General features: G+C 41.8%; 18 protein-coding genes. 5 read left to right on the forward strand and 13 right to left on the reverse strand.

Annotated elements, in window-relative coordinates; genetic code table 11:
* Window positions 1-497: 497 nt before the first annotated feature.
* From JMX89_RS05805 to JMX89_RS05815, 3 genes are all read right to left on the reverse strand, one after another.
* Window positions 498-977 carry a hypothetical protein gene (locus tag JMX89_RS05805; protein WP_201530670.1) on the reverse strand — a complete coding sequence of 160 codons (480 nt, stop codon included), beginning with the start codon at window positions 975-977 and terminating at the stop codon, window positions 498-500.
* 360 nt (window positions 978-1,337) lie between these two features.
* A complete protein-coding gene (pssA, locus tag JMX89_RS05810; RefSeq protein ID WP_201530671.1) occupies window positions 1,338-2,285 on the reverse strand; it encodes a CDP-diacylglycerol--serine O-phosphatidyltransferase in 948 nt (315 codons plus the stop codon).
* Window positions 2,286-2,295: 10 nt separating this feature from the next.
* Window positions 2,296-3,171, reverse strand: a complete 876-nt coding sequence (locus JMX89_RS05815) for a 23S rRNA (adenine(2030)-N(6))-methyltransferase RlmJ (protein ID WP_020442843.1) — start codon at window positions 3,169-3,171, stop codon at window positions 2,296-2,298.
* Window positions 3,172-3,321: 150 nt separating this feature from the next.
* Here JMX89_RS05815 and JMX89_RS05820 point away from each other — a divergent pair, with 150 nt between their 5' ends.
* Window positions 3,322-4,080: a 2OG-Fe(II) oxygenase gene (locus JMX89_RS05820; RefSeq protein WP_201530672.1), complete on the forward strand. Its 759-nt coding sequence runs from the start codon at window positions 3,322-3,324 to the stop codon at window positions 4,078-4,080.
* 81 nt (window positions 4,081-4,161) lie between these two features.
* Complete coding sequence (gene dapE, locus JMX89_RS05825; RefSeq protein ID WP_227673025.1) at window positions 4,162-5,409, forward strand: succinyl-diaminopimelate desuccinylase; 1,248 nt, start codon at window positions 4,162-4,164, stop codon at window positions 5,407-5,409.
* A 212-nt stretch (window positions 5,410-5,621) separates the two neighbouring features.
* Here dapE and JMX89_RS05830 read toward each other — a convergent pair whose 3' ends face one another.
* From JMX89_RS05830 to JMX89_RS05855, 6 genes are all read right to left on the reverse strand, one after another.
* On the reverse strand, window positions 5,622-6,146 hold the full coding sequence (locus tag JMX89_RS05830) for a GyrI-like domain-containing protein (protein WP_149409878.1): 525 nt from the start codon (window positions 6,144-6,146) through the stop codon (window positions 5,622-5,624).
* Window positions 6,147-6,226: 80 nt separating this feature from the next.
* The gene (gene iscX, locus JMX89_RS05835; protein WP_011279849.1) at window positions 6,227-6,436 is read right to left on the reverse strand and encodes a Fe-S cluster assembly protein IscX; all 210 of its coding nucleotides are present in this window, start codon (window positions 6,434-6,436) and stop codon (window positions 6,227-6,229) included.
* Between the two features lie 99 nt (window positions 6,437-6,535).
* Window positions 6,536-7,099: an acyl-CoA thioesterase gene (locus JMX89_RS05840; RefSeq protein ID WP_201530673.1), complete on the reverse strand. Its 564-nt coding sequence runs from the start codon at window positions 7,097-7,099 to the stop codon at window positions 6,536-6,538.
* A 154-nt stretch (window positions 7,100-7,253) separates the two neighbouring features.
* Entirely contained in the window at window positions 7,254-8,654 is a 1,401-nt protein-coding gene (locus tag JMX89_RS05845) for an NAD(P)(+) transhydrogenase (Re/Si-specific) subunit beta (protein ID WP_413786612.1), read from the reverse strand.
* Entirely contained in the window at window positions 8,651-8,986 is a 336-nt protein-coding gene (locus tag JMX89_RS05850; protein ID WP_198010341.1) for a proton-translocating transhydrogenase family protein, read from the reverse strand. The genes JMX89_RS05845 and JMX89_RS05850 overlap by 4 nt, the downstream gene beginning before the upstream one ends.
* Window positions 8,987-9,101: 115 nt before the next feature.
* Complete coding sequence (locus JMX89_RS05855; protein ID WP_201530674.1) at window positions 9,102-10,259, reverse strand: NAD(P) transhydrogenase subunit alpha; 1,158 nt, start codon at window positions 10,257-10,259, stop codon at window positions 9,102-9,104.
* Between the two features lie 495 nt (window positions 10,260-10,754).
* Here JMX89_RS05855 and yaaA point away from each other — a divergent pair, with 495 nt between their 5' ends.
* Window positions 10,755-11,555 carry a peroxide stress protein YaaA gene (yaaA, locus tag JMX89_RS05860; protein ID WP_149492949.1) on the forward strand — a complete coding sequence of 267 codons (801 nt, stop codon included), beginning with the start codon at window positions 10,755-10,757 and terminating at the stop codon, window positions 11,553-11,555.
* A gap of 204 nt (window positions 11,556-11,759) precedes the next feature.
* Here the strand turns inward: yaaA and groL are convergent, their stop codons facing one another.
* Window positions 11,760-13,409: a chaperonin GroEL gene (groL, locus tag JMX89_RS05865; RefSeq protein WP_201530675.1), complete on the reverse strand. Its 1,650-nt coding sequence runs from the start codon at window positions 13,407-13,409 to the stop codon at window positions 11,760-11,762.
* A gap of 96 nt (window positions 13,410-13,505) precedes the next feature.
* A complete protein-coding gene (locus tag JMX89_RS05870; RefSeq protein WP_025652227.1) occupies window positions 13,506-13,799 on the reverse strand; it encodes a co-chaperone GroES in 294 nt (97 codons plus the stop codon).
* Between the two features lie 525 nt (window positions 13,800-14,324).
* Here JMX89_RS05870 and JMX89_RS05875 point away from each other — a divergent pair.
* Window positions 14,325-15,098, forward strand: a complete 774-nt coding sequence (locus tag JMX89_RS05875; RefSeq protein ID WP_201530676.1) for a DUF3108 domain-containing protein — start codon at window positions 14,325-14,327, stop codon at window positions 15,096-15,098.
* A 119-nt stretch (window positions 15,099-15,217) separates the two neighbouring features.
* On the opposite strand, the gene JMX89_RS05880 is transcribed toward JMX89_RS05875, so the two are convergent.
* Both JMX89_RS05880 and wrbA read right to left on the reverse strand, forming a co-directional pair.
* The gene (locus JMX89_RS05880; protein ID WP_201530677.1) at window positions 15,218-15,700 is read right to left on the reverse strand and encodes a hypothetical protein; all 483 of its coding nucleotides are present in this window, start codon (window positions 15,698-15,700) and stop codon (window positions 15,218-15,220) included.
* A 52-nt stretch (window positions 15,701-15,752) separates the two neighbouring features.
* Window positions 15,753-16,370, reverse strand: a complete 618-nt coding sequence (gene wrbA / locus JMX89_RS05885) for an NAD(P)H:quinone oxidoreductase (RefSeq protein WP_201530678.1) — start codon at window positions 16,368-16,370, stop codon at window positions 15,753-15,755.
* Between the two features lie 253 nt (window positions 16,371-16,623).
* Here wrbA and JMX89_RS05890 point away from each other — a divergent pair, with 253 nt between their 5' ends.
* Window positions 16,624-18,192, forward strand: coding sequence for a YihY family inner membrane protein (locus tag JMX89_RS05890; protein ID WP_201530679.1), 1,569 nt, complete (start codon window positions 16,624-16,626; stop codon window positions 18,190-18,192).
* The last annotated feature ends 124 nt before the right edge of the window (window positions 18,193-18,316 follow it).

The following is an 18,316-nucleotide window of genomic DNA, read 5'->3' on the forward strand; positions in this document are numbered from 1 at the left end:
CTTTATTTTTTAGCATTCTGAATCAGCAAAAATCCACACAAGTTGTTCTTTAGTTATGCTTTTAAATAATGTCTCTACTGTCGTCCAGTAAGAGTGTTCTAACTAAATCCGCTAAACCAATCTGGCTTATCCTATTTAGCGAGCTGACCATCATATCATGTTTTAATAGTCTGTCAACTTCTTTTCTTAATTTGTTTCTTTAAGTTAACTGGTTAGTTATTGTGTAATCACACAGTAGCTGATTCCAGTTCGTCTTAATGAGGTGCGTATTATAGACGCTTTAATTAGTAAGTCAAGAAGTAAATTATTTTAATTTGAGTTAACTTAAAAGTAATTTTTCCGGTTGGCTAAATTGTCTAAGCGATAAACCACTCCAACCCGCCTTCCTCTCCGACTGGGTGGCAGTATACGCTGTTTTAGTAGGGGGTCAAGAGATTATTAAGGTTTATTTTTATTTGGTTGAAAACACTAGGTTTACCTTTCAATGTAGGATTTCATCAAGGACAAAGATTTTTCGTCCATTTCCCCATTCTATTACCGCGAACACATTGATATTGCACCCCATACTGCACCCATTGCCAATTTAAATCAGACGGCTTGCCTTTTAAGGTAAAACTAATACGGTAACGTTCTGCACTCACACTATCATCCATGAGACCAGAACGGGTAATGACAACAACCGCTGTCTTAGGCTGCGATTTTGATGGATAGTAAAAAGCTTGTGCCAAATCATAATCCGCATCTACTTCGTTAATACTACTATTGATTAGCTTAAGCTTTTCAAGACCACAAGCAATCAGCCCTTTTTTGATAGAGCACGGTGCTGATGCGGAAGTTACTGCACTACCATTAATATTTAGATGCTTAAAATTAGCTGGATTGGCAGCTTCAGCACGAGATATCGTACTTACTGAATTACTAGTAGTAGCATGTGTAGAGACTGAAACAAATGACAATGAAAACAAAGCGCTTGCCATCAAACCTCTTAACAAATTGTTTGAGGTCCTTGAAACAGGTAATAGGCGATTAAAAATAGGTAAGTTCAGCATAATAACCTCGGCTTAGTTATCAAATGGCGTTATAGGAAGGCTAACCGTATAAACTTTATATAGACTGCATACAATAACATTGTATAAGGCTTTAATATTGAACCCAATCAATAGCTATTTGTGTTGTTTTATTTTAATTTTTCACTTGTTATGGTTATCTCTATCAAAGCTATAAATTAGTGCCCAATAGATTCGAAAACTAATACGCAAACAAAAACCGCCTATTAAAAAATAAGCGGTTTTTGTTTGCGTGTCTTAAGTTAATATTCACTATAAAAAGCTATAGTATTAACTGGTCGCTTTGGCTTGTAAGGTGCTAAAAATACCTGACAAGGCATAAATAACACCAATCGCTAAAATGCCGACTGGAATATCATATAACACGATACTCATGACCAATACACCAACGATAAGCACCACGAAAGGGACTTTCTTCTTATCAAACTCTTTAAAACTATAGTATTTGACGTTGCTAACCATCAGCAAACCGCAAATAACGACCCAAGCAGCAAATAAAAACATCACAAGCGTATCGTATTGTCCGATCCATTGATTGTGATCAACGGCAACCATAACAGCCGCTGTGACCAAAATAGCGGCAAGCGGACTGGCCAAACCAACAAAGTATTTTTTATCGACCTCACCAATCTGAACGTTAAAACGCGCTAGACGGAAGGCGGCACAGGCAGTAAAGACAAACGCACAGCCAAGCCCAATGCGACCTAATGGCTGCAAAGCAAAGCTGTAAATTAGGATTGCTGGTGCGACACCAAAAGCTAGCATATCGGCAAGCGAATCGTACTGCTCACCAAATGGGCTTTGCGCATTTAACATACGCGCTACCCGACCATCTGCACCATCCAAAATAGCCGATAAGAAAATCGCTAAAGAGGCTTTATAGAACTCACCTTGGGTACTGGCTAAAATAGAATAAAAGCCTGAAAGCAGCGATAAAGTGGTGATCAAGTTGGGCGCTAAATAAACACCGCGACTGACCACCCGCTTACCTTCAGCGACTTCCGCTTCAATCACCTCGAACGTCAGCCCATCATAGTTCTCATTATCCGCCAAGCGAATATCGAAATCATGCTCATCCACAAAAGGCGGTTGAGTGGCAGCGCTATCTTGTAATAAGGGCTCTTTAATCAAACCGTCATTCATCACTTTATCAGTGACCAGACTACCCTTTGCAAGATTGTTTTTTTCAAGGCTACGTGATGATTGATCAGTCGTCATAACAATATCCTTATTCGCCAACCAACCAGCGGACGGTGGTTGCACTATCAGGTGTTAAATCTGGTGCATCAGCAACTTTTAATACAGGCTGTAAGAAACGTAGTATCTCACGCGCTTGGTTATCGAACTGCCATGGCGGATTGATCACAAGTAGCCCTGTACCGTTTAGACCGACAGCGATATCTTTAGGATAAATATTTAGCTCACAAACCAGCTGACGTCTCATCTCAGTACGCTTGAGCTTTTTATAGAACAGCTCAACCGCGTCGATGTTCTTGATTGGGAACCATAATGCATAAGTGCCTTGTGGCCACTTGTTATAAGAATGCACCAACAAATCGATTAGACGCGTGAAGTCTTTATGCTCCTGCTCGTAAGGAGGATCTAAAAATATCAAGCCGCGCTTTTCTTTTGGCGGAATCACGGCAGCGATACCTTCAAAAGCATTGCGATGATGAATACCGATTGGCAATTTATGTAGCTGATAGTTCAGTGCATCATATTCACTGGCTTTGGCTTCAAACGCTTCACCGCGCACGCCAGCATCTGGATTTTTTTCAACATGATGAGCAATCCACCACGGCGAACCCGGATAGACTTTTTTATCATAGGTAAAACGGGCTTGGTTAATACCTTCCATATAGTCTTTGATGGCAGCTGGTGCTTTTTCGACATCGGCTTTTACTAAGGCTTGGATACCACCTTTGGCTTCACCAGTCTTGCGCGCCTCTTCACTGCCGAGCGAATACAGTCCACGACCGCCATAAGCATCAAGCACATAAAAAGGTTTGTTTTTTTGCCCCATTTGGTTCAGTAGTTGTACCAATAGAATGTGTTTAACAACATCGGCAAAGTTACCAGCATGATAGGCGTGTTTATAATTCATAAGTTCAAAAGTTTAAATAAGAAAAATTGCATCTATGGTAGCATAGGATGGCTAAAAGATAACGATGGTTTTGGTAAAAAGGCATAGATTGGTCGGGTAAAGGTATAGATTGACGGTGTAATGACAGATAATGGACGATAGCGAGACAAAATGACGAAGATTATTAGCAATCTTGATGTAACGACGTTGGTGGTTGATAATCCAATAGGTAAGGAGAATCCGCCACTGTTATCTTTACATTCTACTAACTATAATAATCAGGCGCTGCCGACCCAGCATTTATTACAATCCTCTGATTTTGAGGTTAACTGGGAACACAAGCTGACAGATAAACAGTTGGATACGTTTGTTGATGATGGTTGGCTGATTATTGATGATGTCTTTGAACGAAAAGCCTTATTAGCACTGCAAGCGGAAAGTGGCTTTATTGACTATCGTGATGCTCAGCTAACGGCGGGTATTCGTATCAGTGATATTCGCGGTGATAAAATACGCTGGATTACCAAAGACTTTTTTGCAGGATTTTATTATCTACACAGTATCAATGCGCTTGCCAACTTATTCAATCAAAGCTTGTACGCTGGTATTCGCCACAGTGAAGCGCATTATGCGTGTTATCCAGTAGGTTTTGGCTATCTATGGCATAGTGATAATCCAGCTGGACGTAATGAACGCGTTATCTCGGCAGTGTTTTATCTTAATGATGAATGGACAGCGAATGACGGCGGCGCGCTAGAAATCGTTGATAAACATGGTGTCCATCATAATGTAATGCCTGTCGCTAATAGGCTTGTAATATTTGATAGTGACTTACGGCATCAAGTACAAATCGCCCATCGTCAGCGTTATTCTATCGCGACTTGGATGCGCCGTGATGGCTTAGTACCATTCGTAGAAGACGTTATTTAAGTACTGTAATATTCATAAAGACTCTCTTACCAGCTACATCTAACCATACTATCTATCCCTCTATAATAAAAAAGGCTTCCCATGTCAGATTTTGATAAAAACCGAAATACTCAGTCTCAGATGCAAGCAACTCATCAACAAGCAACATTGGATTTAAGTATCGCCTTACTTGAACGTCCGTCAGTGACGCCAGATGATGATGGCTGCCAAGACATATTATCTGAGCGGCTAACGCAAGCAGGCTTCGACTGCGAGTTTATGTATTACGGTAATAGACAAGCAAAAGGCGAACATGCTGAGGTTAAAAACTTATGGGCGCGCCGCGGTAATACCAATCCAGTCATTTGCTTTGCCGGTCATACTGACGTCGTCCCAATAGGCGATGAAAAAAATTGGACCTATCCGCCCTTTACCCCAACCATTGCAGATGGCTATTTATGGGCGCGTGGTGCCGCTGATATGAAAACTGGCATTGCCGCTTTTACCGTCGCTGCTGAACGTTTCGTTGCCAATCATCCTGAGCACAATGGCTCAATTGCCTTTTTAATCACTTCAGATGAAGAAGGTCCGTCTATTAACGGCACAGTCAAGGTAGTAGAAACGCTAGAAGCACGTAATGAGAAAATTACGTACTGCTTAGTGGGTGAACCATCTAGTACTGATACCCTAGGTGATATTATTAAGAATGGTCGTCGTGGCTCACTCGGCGCAGTGCTCACTGTCACTGGTAAACAAGGTCACGTTGCCTACCCGCACCTTGCATCAAATCCTATTCATGCGGCTATGTCGGCACTCGCAGAACTGACCAATGCTACTTGGGATAATGGCAATGATTACTTCCCTGCGACTTCACTACAAATATCTAATATCAATAGTGGAACGGGGGCGACCAACGTCATTCCTGAAACCTTAGAGGCTGTATTTAACTTCCGCTTTTCGACAGAAACGACTGAAGATGAACTAAAAGCGAAGACACATGCTATTTTTGATAGATATTTCGCTGATAGCAAAGCAGCTTATGATATTCATTGGAAATTATCTGGTCAGCCTTTTTTGACGCCTGAAGGTAAATTGGTCTCAGCATGCCAGCAAGCGATTAAATCTGTGACTGGAACCGATACGACATTATCAACTTCTGGCGGCACATCAGATGGACGCTTTATTGCACCAACCGGTGCGCAAGTGGTCGAACTTGGCGTGCGTAATGCCACTATTCATCAGGTTGATGAAAAAGTTGAAGTAGATGACTTAGGGAAATTGGCGCAGATTTATGAAGGGATTTTAGAGAATTTACTAGGGCGTGTCCTCAATTCAATTGATCATATCTAAACGGGCTAAAAATGGCTAAATTTTGCCAAACATCGTTAAATAGCTGGTTAATATCCCGATATTATCTGCGCTATTTTCCTTGTTTGACTGCAATTTATCTCATTTTTATCACCATTTTTGAAATGAGGACACGCCCTATTAGATTAATAAGCACTAGTAAAAAAAGCGCCATCTCATACAGATGGCGCTTTTTTATTATAGATATTAATTACTTACTCAATACCAATATATAGCTCGACTTGACCATATTCTAACTTACCCTCAACGTAACGCTCAAAGTCAACGTTATAAGTTCGAGTATGCTCACAGCTTGGATCATTGAAATACGTCCACGCTTTTTCCCATGCATTCATCACGGTATTAGGCATGTTACCGTATTCAGAAAACACCATGTATTTTCCTGCAGGAATAGTGACCGTTGTTAGGTTGCTTGCATTTTTATTCTTAGTAGCTTTGACAGTATTGGTCGTATCGTCATTGTCTGACTGTTTTTGCTGACTTTCCACCTTCCAACTCGCAACCACATCAAAAGCGCCTACATCATCACTCTCATAGTTATGATAGATACCATAGATATCCTGACCCTTTTCAAGTTGGCTCACGTGATTTTTGTAAAAACTTTGCCATAGCTTGCCTAACTTTGCCGTTTCATGGCTTATTTCATCGGTGTTGGTGGTGCGTACGCTGATGCCTGTGCAAGTTTGTACGTCGGTTAGCTCTTGGATTGGTGCAGTCATGAGACGGTTTGTCCTGTTTTCATTTGAGATTATGTTTATTAAAGCTATGTTTGTTATTAAAAAATAGTCAAAAGGTCAATCTAGTCCGCTTCGTCGATCCAATTCATCTGAATCGCTTCTAAGATACCTTCATTGGAGCGTTGCGGATCATCGTCAAAGCCTTCAAGCTCCGTCACCCAGCGATGCAAATCCGTAAAGCGAATATACTGCGGATCGGTCTCTGGGAATTTTTCATAAAGCTCAATAGCGATATCTAAGCTGTCTGTCCATTTTAACTTCTGCGGGGTCATAGTAGCTCCTTATGTTTTCAATTATTTTTATAAAATAGCATTATAAAATATATATGCGCTATCCTACCAAAATTCATCATAGGATTATAGGCAAGTTGGTTACGCAGCCTTTGTTGATTTAGTCAACTCAGTAGATTGAGCAGCTTTAATCGCCACTTGATGCTGATTCCATGACTCAATAACTTCTGTCAGCTGCTTACCCGTCATATCTAGCACCTCAGTTGCGCACTTACCTTGCTTATTGGTTAAAACAAACTTGGTCATACCCACTGCCATCAGCTGGTTTTTAACAAAAAATCGATGCTCAAAATAGACATATTTTTTATCCCAACCGACAAGCATACTATTGACTGTTATCTTATCTAGAAACTTAATTTGTTTAAGATAGACCATCTCCTGCATAGCGATAATCCAGCCGAGATTTTTAATCCCTTTTTGATGACAGCAGTTCATAAGCCATTTGGTGATATTTAGCTCAATAAAAGACAGATAGCGATAATTAGGCAGATGATCGCGAAAACCCATGTCATGTGGTAATACCCGATACTGACGCACAGTTGGTGCTGTCAATGTTTCAATACTCAGGTGATTGCTTATCGATTGCTGCTTAAGTTGTTGTTTGAGTAGGCTTACCATAATAAAGAAACGCAGCAGCATATTCATAAGAAACCTTCTTATTTTATAATATTGATAATGAGAAAATACATTGTAGATAGCTTTAGATGGGCAATACTCTAACGCAAAAAAAGCCACCTCAGTGACTTTTTTATGTGAAAGCTTCTGTTTAAAAAATGATGTGTCAGATCTATTTTAAAGGTTAATGACCAGCGCCATTGATACTACGTACCATCTCTTCGACCATCTTCTTCGCATCACCAAAGATCATCATGGTTTTGTCCATATAGAACAAGCTGTTATCTAGACCAGCATAACCTGTACTCATAGAACGCTTAATAACCATCACCGTTTGCGCTTTGGTCACTTCTAGAATTGGCATACCAAAGATTGGTGATGTCGGATCATCTTTCGCAGATGGGTTGACAACATCATTGGCACCGATAACTAATACCACATCCGTACTCGCGAAGTCCGAGTTAATCTCATCCATCTCTAAAATATCATCATAAGGCACATCGGCTTCTGCCAATAGTACGTTCATATGTCCTGGCATACGACCTGCAACTGGATGAATGGCAAAACGAACATTAACGCCTTCTTCTTTTAACAGCTCATACAATTCTTTTACAGCGTTTTGTGCACGACCTTGCGCCATGCCGTAACCTGGGACAATCACCACACTACTGGCATTTGCCATAAGGAAGCCAGCATCTTCTGCTGATCCTGCTTTGTAATTCTTTGGCGCGCCATCATCGCCGCCAGCTGCGACCGCTGATGTACCCATACCGCCAAACAATACATTAAGTAATGAGCGGTTCATGGCTTTACACATGATATAAGATAGAATCGCACCTGACGAACCGACTAGAGAACCTGCGATAATGAGCATCGAGTTGCCAAGAGTAAAACCAATACCTGCTGCTGCCCACCCTGAAAATGAGTTCAATAGCGACACGACCACTGGCATATCGCCACCACCAATTGGCGCAATCCACATCCAACCAAAAATCACTGCAATCACTGCCATCGCATAGAAGGCGGGTAATGAATCAGTGACGAAGTACACACCACCGAACGCAATCATCGCAATGAACAATAGCGCTTGGACAGGTTTTACCCAACTACCAACTAAGGTCTTAGCCCAGCTCTTCGCTGCCAATTTACCAAAGGCAAAGACCGATGCTGAGAAAGTAATCGCACCGATAAAACAACCAATAAACAATTCAACACGAGCAACCGCGCCATGCTGTTGTTCAGTATGCAGTACCGTTGCTAATGCAATCGCAACCGCTGCCAAACCGACAAACGAGTGCATCAAAGCCACGGTTTCTGGCATTTGGGTCATGGCGACCGTCTTTGCTTTCCACATACCGACGATAGCACCCAATACCATCGCACCGATGATTAACCAAAGCACTGGACCTTCTGCTAGGAAGAACGTTGTTACAACGGCAATCGCCATGGCAACCATACCCAATCGATTACCACGAATCGCCGTTTTTGGGCTAGATAAACCCCGTAACGTCAAAACAAAAAGAATGGCACCGACCAGATAAAACCAGTCCGCATTAGCCGCAATCATATTTGATAAGTCACTCATGCGTCACCCCCAGTATCCGTTGTTACTACTGCTTTTTTCACTTTTGGCTTAAACATCGACAGCATACGCTCAGTCACGGCGAAACCACCAAAAATATTGATACTAGCTAAAAATACCGCAAAAGCCCCAAGTAAACTGGTCGGCGTAAATATCGAACCATCGATAGTGACGGTCTGTAGCATTGCACCGACAATAACAATACTTGATAAAGCGTTGGTTACAGCCATTAAAGGCGTATGCAGTGCAGGGGTTACACCCCAAACAACGTAGTATCCGACAAAGATAGCCAGTACAAATACGGTAAAAATCGCTACGAATGGCGTGCTACTCATGGCCGCACCGGCTGGCGCTGCCGCTAAAATAGTGGCAATCATCTTATCCTCCTAAAATTTGTTCGTGTCTGGCAAATGTACGATAATGAAATTATCAAGACCTGAAATTTAGCACTTAGCGTTTAGCAAGACGTACTTGATTGTTATGCGTTACCGCTAATGCGCCTTGAATCTCATCTTCCATGTCTAAGTTGAGTGCCATTGTGTTTGCTGTAGCGTCATCTGTAGCGGCAGGCGCAATTAAAGTGGTGATAAAATTAACGAGGTTATTGGCATACAAGTCTGATGATTGCGCCGCCAACTGTGAGGGAATATTAGCTGCACCGACAATACGTACGCCATTTGACGTCGTAATCGTTTCATCAGGGACACTGCCTTCAACGTTTCCGCCAGTGCCAGCCGCCATATCGATCAGTACCGAACCAGCTTTCATCTTAGCAATGGTTGATTGGTGTACCAAACGCGGCGCTTGACGACCCGGAATCTGTGCAGTCGTAATGACGATGTCAGCATTGCTCAAGGCTTTATCAACAATAGCAGCTTGGTCTTTGATATATTGCTCAGATGGCGTCCACGCATAGCCGCCTGTAGATTTAGCTGTCTCAGCCTCCTCCGCACTCATCGGGACATCAAGCCATTTACCACCTAATGACTCCACTTGCTCGCGAGCTGTCGGACGCAAATCACTGGCTTCAACGACAGCACCTAAACGCTTCGCCGTCGCAATCGCTTGTAAACCCGCAACCCCAACACCTAGAATAACGACTTTGGCAGGCTTAACCGTACCAGCTGAGGTCATAAACATCGGAAACGGACGCGAATATTCATTGGCAGCGAGCAACACTGCTTTGTAACCGGCAAGGTTGGCTTGTGAAGACAAGACGTCCATATTCTGTGCGCGTGATAAGGTGCGTGGCAATAGCTCCATGGCAAAGGCGGTAGCCCCTTTGACAGCATAAGTATCCAGTTGGGTATTGCGATAGGGATCAAGCATGCCGATAACGATTTGACCAGACGTTAAACTAGCAGTCGTTGACGTCGGCAAATCATTGACGGTAGTAATAATCTGAGACTGTGTGACGACGTCAATGCTACTATTGGCGATATCAGCACCCGCAGCCTGATATAATTCATCCGCATAATAAGACGCTTGACCTGCACCTGACTGGATGACAACCTCAAACCCAAGTTTGCGTAACTTTTTTACCGCGTCTGGGGTTAATGCCACCCGACTCTCACTTGCGCTCTCTGCACTAATAACACCAATTTTCATACCGTCTCCTTACGTCTAATGACTATGCTTATGTCTAATAACTAATTTTTAACACCCTTAACGCACCTCTAAAAAGCACAGGGGACAAAAAAATCTTTGGTCAGGGTTAGCTTAATACTTAAGACCAAAGATTATCAATTTAATAAATGATAGCTCGTTTGCCATCATGCCGTTTTATTATAGATATATCGTCTGCCAACTTTCATTGTCTAATGATGACCCGCAAGTAAAATAAAAGTTAGCTATTTATAACATTATCATAACTTTTATTGTTATATTAAAAAATTTTATTTATTCTTAAGTAGCTTGAAGCCTTTAGGCTATTGGCTTACACGAGTTATCACAATGCCTATAATAGTTGATATATGTCCATGATGAGGCTTAAAAGTACAAAACAGCCACGCGTAAGTCAAGTTAAACCTGTAGGTATCGTATAATGAGAAAGCTCGAAACATTAATGGAGTGTTTATCACTTCACTATAATAAGGAATAATTATGTATTTTTTACTCTCTCCTGCCAAATCTTTGAACGAAACAGATACTGCCCCAATGGATATTAGCAGCTACTATAGTCAGCCTGAGTTGATTGAACACTCGCAAGCATTGATGAAGATATTGAAGTCGAAGGAGCCGATTGACTTACAAGAGCTTATGAGTATCTCTGATGATTTGTCGCAGCTAAATGCTAAACGCAATCAAGACTGGGCTTGGAGTGATAACGAACTGTTTACGGATGACAATGCCAAACCAGCTGGTTATTTGTTCGATGGCGATGTTTATACTGGACTTGATATGTATCACATGGATAAAGACACCGCCATTTACGTCAATGAACATCTGGGTATCTTGTCCGGTCTTTATGGCGTGCTAAAGCCACTGGATTTGATTCAGCCGTATCGACTTGAAATGGGTACCAAGCTTAAAAATGAGCGTGGCGATAATTTATACGAGTTTTGGGGCGAAGAAATCACTAAGATTATTAATAAGCGCATGGCTGATAGCGATGACAAAGTATTGATCAACTTAGCTTCTAATGAATACTTTAAAGCGGTAAAGAAAAAAGCCTTGAATGCGGAGATTATCACGCCACGATTTGAAGATGAAAAGAATGGTCAATATAAAGTGATTAGCTTCTATGCTAAAAAAGCACGTGGACTGATGGTGAAATATGCTGCGGATAATAAACTGACCAATGCTGAGCAGCTTAAGCAATTTGATTTGGCAGGTTATTATTACTGTGCAGATGTGTCGGATGATAAGACGTGGGTGTTTAGACGGGATGCAGCGAATCAGTAATATTTAATGCTTTTATGATACACATGAAAAACCCCGATAAGCTCAGCCTATCGGGGTTTTATTTGAACTAGGTTTAACAAGTACGTTATGACAAAGTCATACTTCTAGCAAAAATCGATTTGTCGAGGAAGACGCTCGAAAATAGTACCTATTGTACATTGAGCACGTCTGACAAAGAAAACTCGCTTTGTAGTAGAAGTAGAGTTACATCATACCGCCCATTCCACCCATACCGCCCATTCCACCGCCACCGCCCATGCCAGCCATACCGTCATCACCTTGCGGTAAATCAGTAATCATGACTTCAGTGGTTAGCATTAGACCGGCAACAGAAGCTGCGTTTTCTAGCGCTGAACGAGCGACTTTAGCTGGATCAAGGATACCCATCTCTAGCATATCGCCATATTCGCCAGAAGCTGCGTTGTAACCGTAGTTACCACTACCACTCTTCACTTCGTTAACCACCACTGAAGCTTCTTCGCCTGAGTTGGTTACGATTTGACGTAATGGTGCTTCCATTGCGCGACGTAAGATATTGATACCAGCGTTTTGGTCATCGTTATCGCCACGTAGCTCAGACAATGCATTCATCGCACGAACTAGAGCAACACCACCACCAGGGACAACGCCTTCTTCAACCGCTGCACGAGTCGCATGTAGCGCATCATCAACGCGATCTTTCTTCTCTTTCATTTCAGTTTCAGTCGCAGCGCCAACTTTGATAACGGCAACGCCGCCAGCCAGTTTAGCCATACGCTCTTGAAGCTTTTCTTTATCGTAGTCAGACGTTGATTCTTCAACTTGACGTTTGATAGATTCAACACGGTTTTCGATATCAGCAGAGTTGCCAGCGCCATCAACGATAACGGTGTTTTCTTTACCGACAGTGACTTTCTTAGCAGTACCAAGTTGCTCTAGAGTAGCAGTCTCTAAACTTAGACCAATCTCTTCAGAGATAACCGTACCGCCAGTTAGCGTTGCGATATCTTCTAGCATGGCTTTACGACGATCGCCGAAACCTGGTGCTTTAACGGCACAAGTTTTTAAGCCGCCACGCATGTTGTTCACAACTAGAGTTGCCAATGCTTCGTTTTCTACGTCTTCAGCGATGATTAGCAATGGCTTGCTCTGCTGCATGACTTGCTCAAGTAATGGCACGATCTCACGGATGTTGCTGATTTTTTTGTCAACAAGCAAGATATATGGATTTTCAAATTCAGCAGTCAGGCTGTCTTGCTTGTTCGCAAAGTATGGGCTGATATAACCACGGTCAAACTGCATACCTTCGACAACTTCTAGGGTATCCTCAAAGCTTGAACCTTCTTCAACCGTGATAACACCTTGCTTACCGACTTTTTCCATCGCTTGCGCAATTAATTCACCGATTTTGGTGTCTGAGTTGGCAGAGATAGAACCAACTTGGGCAATCGCTTTTGAATCATCAGCTGGAGTAGATAGCAAATGAATTTGCTCAACAGCCGCACGTACCGCTTTATCGATACCGCGTTTTAGATCCATTGGGTTCATGCCAGCGGCAACTGATTTCATGCCTTCTTGCAAGATTGACTGAGCCAATACCGTCGCAGTCGTTGTACCATCACCAGCGACATCGTTGGTACGGCTAGCGACTTCACGAACCAATTGCGCGCCCATGTTTTCAAATTTGTTTTCAAGCTCGATTTCTTTGGCAACCGATACACCATCTTTAGTGATGGTAGGCGCGCCAAATGACTTATCGATAACCACGTTACGACCTTTAGGGCCTAGTGTTACTCGTACTGCGTTTGCTAGAACGTTTACGCCGTCCATCATTTGTTTACGGGCATCAATGCCGAATTTTACGTCTTTTGCCATGTTAAATTACTCCACTATTATAAGTATGAGAATGCAATTAAATATTTCAATGATATTGTCAAAAATGCGCTGAGTATAAATTAATACTCAAAAGGACTAGCCTTCTAGCACACCCAATACGTCAGATTCTTTCATGATAAGTAGTTCTTCGCCGTCAACCTTGACAGTTTGACCAGCATATTGACCGAACAATACTTTGTCGCCAGCTTTTACATCTAACGCGCGAGTTTCACCGTTGTCACGAATCTGACCGTTACCAGTTGCTAGCACTTCACCTTGTGAAGGCTTTTCTTGAGCAGAACCAGGAAGCAAGATACCACCAGCCGTTTTTGTTTCTTCTTCTATGCGGCGGACAACAATACGATCATGTAAAGGACGAATATTCATCAATATGTCTCCAATAATTGGTTATTTAAGTTAAAAATTTATTTGGTTTGTTAATCTCAACACCTTATCTTCAAAAGCCATCTTATAAAAACGCTTTTATTAATATAAGCCTTGAGCTTGTTTCAAAAAGTGGGGGCATAGCGAGGTAGCTTCAAGTGTAAAGACCAAAAATTTACAAGAATTTCTTAATTAGAGGGGTGTTTGTCGATAAGCAATACTAAATCTCTGGGAGTATTATGCAATAAAGGCATTAAGTGATTAATAATCCAGTAGAAAAGACCAGTATTCTATACGCCTATTCTTACTAAATTTACAGCAAGTTACTCATATGCTAATCGTTACTTAAGATAGTAACATCAACTACAAGAGCCAAACGTCAGCGTAAGTTCTCCCTCTTGATAATGTAACAGAGTATGACCATTATAAGCATTGAAAATATAATATTAGTTAACAGTAAGGTCGAATCGACTTAAATAAGTTATTTGATACCAATCTATTAAGGTGATATCAATCTATTAAGGACTGTCCATGAGTTTTTTATCTACCACTAAAGAACCATCCATAACCGATTATAATGACAAGAATAACGGTAAGGTTAAATTCTTAACCGCGTTGACCACTGGAGCGAGCATAGCGGCTATCAGCGCTTTAAGTATGGCTGCACCAACGATTGCCAGTGCAAAAGACATTCAACCGTCGAGCGCCGATTATACGTTTACGATTGAAGACAAGTATAAAGGTACCGCTACTCGTGCTTTAGATAAGTCAGGTAACACGTGGAAATATAATGTCGATGCACGGGTTGCCGGTATCGCAAGTGCTGCGCAACATAGTACCTTTACTATCAACGGTAATGCGGTTATTCCAACCCAAGCCAGTACCACTTATAAACTACTGGGTATCGGTCGTACGCATAAACTCGATTTTAATCCCCGTGGTAAAAAAGTCGTGAGTAATTATAGAGGCAAATCGACCACGTTAAATATGGCGCAGCAAGCATTTGATGATTTGAGCCTTGAGGTGCAAATTCGCCAAGACTTGTTAAATGGTAAATTCTCTGGCAATTACTACATGGCAAAACACGATAAAATCGAAAAAACGCCGTTTAAAAAATCTGGTAATACCAAGATAACGGTCCCTGCTGGTACCTTTGATACGGTGCGTGTCGACCGTATCCATGATGACAATAGCCGTTCGACCAGTTTTTGGTTGGCACCAAGCTTAGATTACTTACCGGTAAAAGTAAGCCAGATTAATGATGGTAAGAAGATGGATTTAGAATTGTCTAAAGTGAACCAATAATATTTACCCTCAAGCTTAAAACATTAAAAAAGCGGCAAACTAAATAGCGTGCCGCTTTTTTAATATAAATTTTTTATTAAGCACTACAGAAAAATAGCATTTGAATAGATATCAATAACTTATGAGCGTGGCTGTTTAACCACATTATTCATCGAAGGTAGGCGCTTTAATAAGATAAACAGCCAGATATTAATCGCAAATAGTAGGACGAAATCAACGAAATAAACAGCGATTTCTGCCCAACTACTGCCATAAGCACGTGTGAACAATACAACCCCACTTGCCCCTAAATATACCAAAGTAAACATGCTGTCTATTAATAGCGCATAAGGCGAGCGCCCGCGTAGTATCGATGGTGTTAAGACAAATGCTGGTACTAACCATAGCGCTTGCCATGCAATACCGCCGATAATATCAGGGTGACTAGGATTAAAGATATTGATCAAAAGAGGCAAAGCGAGCAATCGAAAGGTTAACCAAACCAGCCATGTCACCATCAGGCGCTGACGAACAGGCATAATCGGTTTCAACAGCTGGGTTGATTGACTGCTTATTTCGGATATTTGCTGTTGACTGTCATCATGAGAAAGGTTAGTAGCCATTAGAGGTATGTATTTCCTAATTGTTCATGCCAAACAGTAATAGATGAGCGCATTAACGGCTCCAGTTAGCTTGCGCTAATGCAGATGCCGTAATCGCTAAACGACGCCCTTGAGCGATGCCAAGCTCGCGCTCATCAGCAGATACAGGCTGATCATGGGAGGCGCCACTCACATGACTGGCACCATAGGGTGAACCGCCACGCATGGTACGGTTTAAAGCAGGCTCAGCATAAGGCACGCCCACAATCATCATGCCATGATGCAACAGTGGTAACATCATCGTCAGTAAGGTCGTCTCTTGACCGCCATGCATAGAGCCTGTTGCCGTAAATACTGACGCTGGCTTGTTCTGTAGATTGCCTGCCAGCCAAATGGTGACGGTATTGTCCCAAAAATACTTCATGGGCGCGGCCATATTACCAAAATGGGTGGGGCTACCAAGTGCCAGACCGCTGCAATTTTTTAGATCTTCCATCGTGCAATATAAATCGCCGTCGTCCGGTATCGCAGGCTTGCTTGCCGTGGTTTCAGGCGCGACTGTTGGTACCGTACGGATGCGCACGGTCATGCCCGCCTCTTCGATACCCTGAGCGATAGCATAGGCTAATGTCTTAGTCGTACCATAATTTGAATAATAGAGTACCAAAACATAAGGGGCGGTCTGACTCATTAGCAAAACTTCCTTATAAAATCGTTAACAGTAATATAGATATATGCCCATTATGCCCGAGTCATTCACTGACATGCAAACAAACCCTGCTACTTGGCAGCACACTTAACCTAGCAGCCAAGCAAATTATTTGCAGTACTTTACTTAACTACTCAATACAATCTAATGCATATTGACACAATTAACGCGCAGATTCAGACAGAGCATGTTTGTTACACTATCCGCACTCTATTATCCTTGTTAGATGGTCGTTATGGAAAATCTATTAAAAAAAATACCTTTTTTACACCAACGTTGGTTTCAGTTCCTACGTTTTTTGACGCGGCACTTTTTTGAGGATAACTGTCAGCAAAAAGCTGCATCATTAACCTATACGACTTTGTTGTCGATTGTGCCCATATTAACCGTACTGCTGATGATTTTGTCTTCAGTGCCAGCACTTGCTTCAGTTAGGGCGCAGATTTATGAAGTCATTTATAGCAACTTGCTGCCACAATCGAGCTTGCAAGTCAGTAAATATATCAATAACTTTGCTGAAAAATCATCAAACCTCACCATCATTGGGGCGATGTTCTTACTTTTTACTACCATCATGACTTTGACCACCATTGAGCGCGCTTTCAACCAAATATGGCGCGTAGAAGATCGTTCTGGCGGCATGAGAAGTATGTTGCGCTATTGGACCATCGTCACGTTGGGACCCTTAGTATTGGGTACGGCATTCATCGCCTCAAGTGCTGTCCAAAGCCTGAGTTTGTTAAATAGACAAATTGGCGGCTATGGTATTGATTGGTCGTTTTGGGTACAGATAGTATCGATTGCAGTTACGATCGCTGGTTTTATCAGTATGTATTGGTTTATTCCAAAAGCGCGAGTACCAGCAAAAAATGCTGCGATTGCAGGTATTTTTGTAGCGATTGTCTTTGAGCTGATGAAACATCTATTTGGTACAGTGATGGCGAACTTTACCAGTTATGAAGCGATCTATGGCGCATTTGCTGCGTTGCCGATTTTCTTATTATGGATATATCTGTCATGGAATTTGATTTTATTAGGGGTTGAGATCAGCTATACCCTAACGATATTTGAGACGAAAGAGGTTTATCCGCGCCATCCATTTTTAAGCTTGCTTGATATGTTAAATCTTGTTTATACCCATCACTTAAAAGGCGAAGCGGTGAGCGAACAAGCGCTACGCAATGTCCTCGGACGTAAAGAGCTGCCAAAATGGTATACCTATATCAATTATCTGCAAGACAGCAACTTGATTACCATGACAGAAGATGAGCACTATGTACTCAAAAGAGATTTGAGCAAAATGACCTTGTGGGATTTTTATCGTACCCTGCCTTATCCATTGCCTATCAAAGATGAACTTGATGAGATGAGCCTAGAAGACCAAAAACCTTGGCTTAGCTTATTGGTTAATCGCTTTGAAAATACCGAAGCCTATGCCAAAGCACAATTGAATGTGCCGCTCGGTGCTATTTTTGCCCATAGTGAACCACGTAAGAAAACCTCTGATGACAAATCCACTAACCATAAAAACGAAAAGCTTCAAAAAGAGAAAAATGAGTTTTTTAGGAAATCTAGCGCAGCTACCTCCAGTCATTTATTACAAGAGCCTCTAGATAGTAAGGATGACATGCCGAAGTTTGAACCAGTCGCTTATGATAAGGATAGCGACATAGAGCGTGACGAGCACAATCGTGAAATTCTTATTCCACAAGACAGCATTGACGATAAAAATCAAATAAACGCTAATTTTTCTAATGCTAAACGCGATATTATTACTGAAGCCGATAACCCAAGATCGATTTGAGTGTTTAAATAACAAGACCTCTCTATAAAAAACAAGTTCCAAATGGAGCTTATTTTTTATCCTGTTTTTAATGGATTATTTGCAGTGAATCAGGTAATTTGTTTTTAAGAGCTTTTGTTGTCAG

The sequence above is a fragment of the Psychrobacter sp. DD43 genome, from assembly GCF_904846555.1.
Taxonomy (GTDB): domain Bacteria; phylum Pseudomonadota; class Gammaproteobacteria; order Pseudomonadales; family Moraxellaceae; genus Psychrobacter; species Psychrobacter cryohalolentis.

Excerpts from the sequence above, each read along its gene's own strand:
- JMX89_RS05815 (WP_020442843.1), bottom strand. The coding sequence starts at position 3,171 with ATGAATTATAAACACGCCTATCATGCTGGTAACTTTGCCGATGTTGTT.
- JMX89_RS05820 (WP_201530672.1), top strand. The coding sequence starts at position 3,322 with ATGACGAAGATTATTAGCAATCTTGATGTAACGACGTTGGTGGTTGAT.
- groL (WP_201530675.1), bottom strand. The coding sequence starts at position 13,409 with ATGGCAAAAGACGTAAAATTCGGCATTGATGCCCGTAAACAAATGATG.
- JMX89_RS05840 (WP_201530673.1), bottom strand. The coding sequence starts at position 7,099 with ATGAATATGCTGCTGCGTTTCTTTATTATGGTAAGCCTACTCAAACAA.
- dapE (WP_227673025.1), top strand. The coding sequence starts at position 4,162 with ATGTCAGATTTTGATAAAAACCGAAATACTCAGTCTCAGATGCAAGCA.
- pssA (WP_201530671.1), bottom strand. The coding sequence starts at position 2,285 with ATGACGACTGATCAATCATCACGTAGCCTTGAAAAAAACAATCTTGCA.
- iscX (WP_011279849.1), bottom strand. The coding sequence starts at position 6,436 with ATGACCCCGCAGAAGTTAAAATGGACAGACAGCTTAGATATCGCTATT.
- JMX89_RS05880 (WP_201530677.1), bottom strand. The coding sequence starts at position 15,700 with ATGGCTACTAACCTTTCTCATGATGACAGTCAACAGCAAATATCCGAA.
- JMX89_RS05805 (WP_201530670.1), bottom strand. The coding sequence starts at position 977 with ATGGCAAGCGCTTTGTTTTCATTGTCATTTGTTTCAGTCTCTACACAT.
- JMX89_RS05875 (WP_201530676.1), top strand. The coding sequence starts at position 14,325 with ATGAGTTTTTTATCTACCACTAAAGAACCATCCATAACCGATTATAAT.
- JMX89_RS05890 (WP_201530679.1), top strand. The coding sequence starts at position 16,624 with ATGGAAAATCTATTAAAAAAAATACCTTTTTTACACCAACGTTGGTTT.
- JMX89_RS05850 (WP_198010341.1), bottom strand. The coding sequence starts at position 8,986 with ATGAGTAGCACGCCATTCGTAGCGATTTTTACCGTATTTGTACTGGCT.
- JMX89_RS05845 (WP_413786612.1), bottom strand. The coding sequence starts at position 8,654 with ATGAGTGACTTATCAAATATGATTGCGGCTAATGCGGACTGGTTTTAT.
- wrbA (WP_201530678.1), bottom strand. The coding sequence starts at position 16,370 with ATGAGTCAGACCGCCCCTTATGTTTTGGTACTCTATTATTCAAATTAT.
- yaaA (WP_149492949.1), top strand. The coding sequence starts at position 10,755 with ATGTATTTTTTACTCTCTCCTGCCAAATCTTTGAACGAAACAGATACT.
- JMX89_RS05855 (WP_201530674.1), bottom strand. The coding sequence starts at position 10,259 with ATGAAAATTGGTGTTATTAGTGCAGAGAGCGCAAGTGAGAGTCGGGTG.
- JMX89_RS05830 (WP_149409878.1), bottom strand. The coding sequence starts at position 6,146 with ATGACTGCACCAATCCAAGAGCTAACCGACGTACAAACTTGCACAGGC.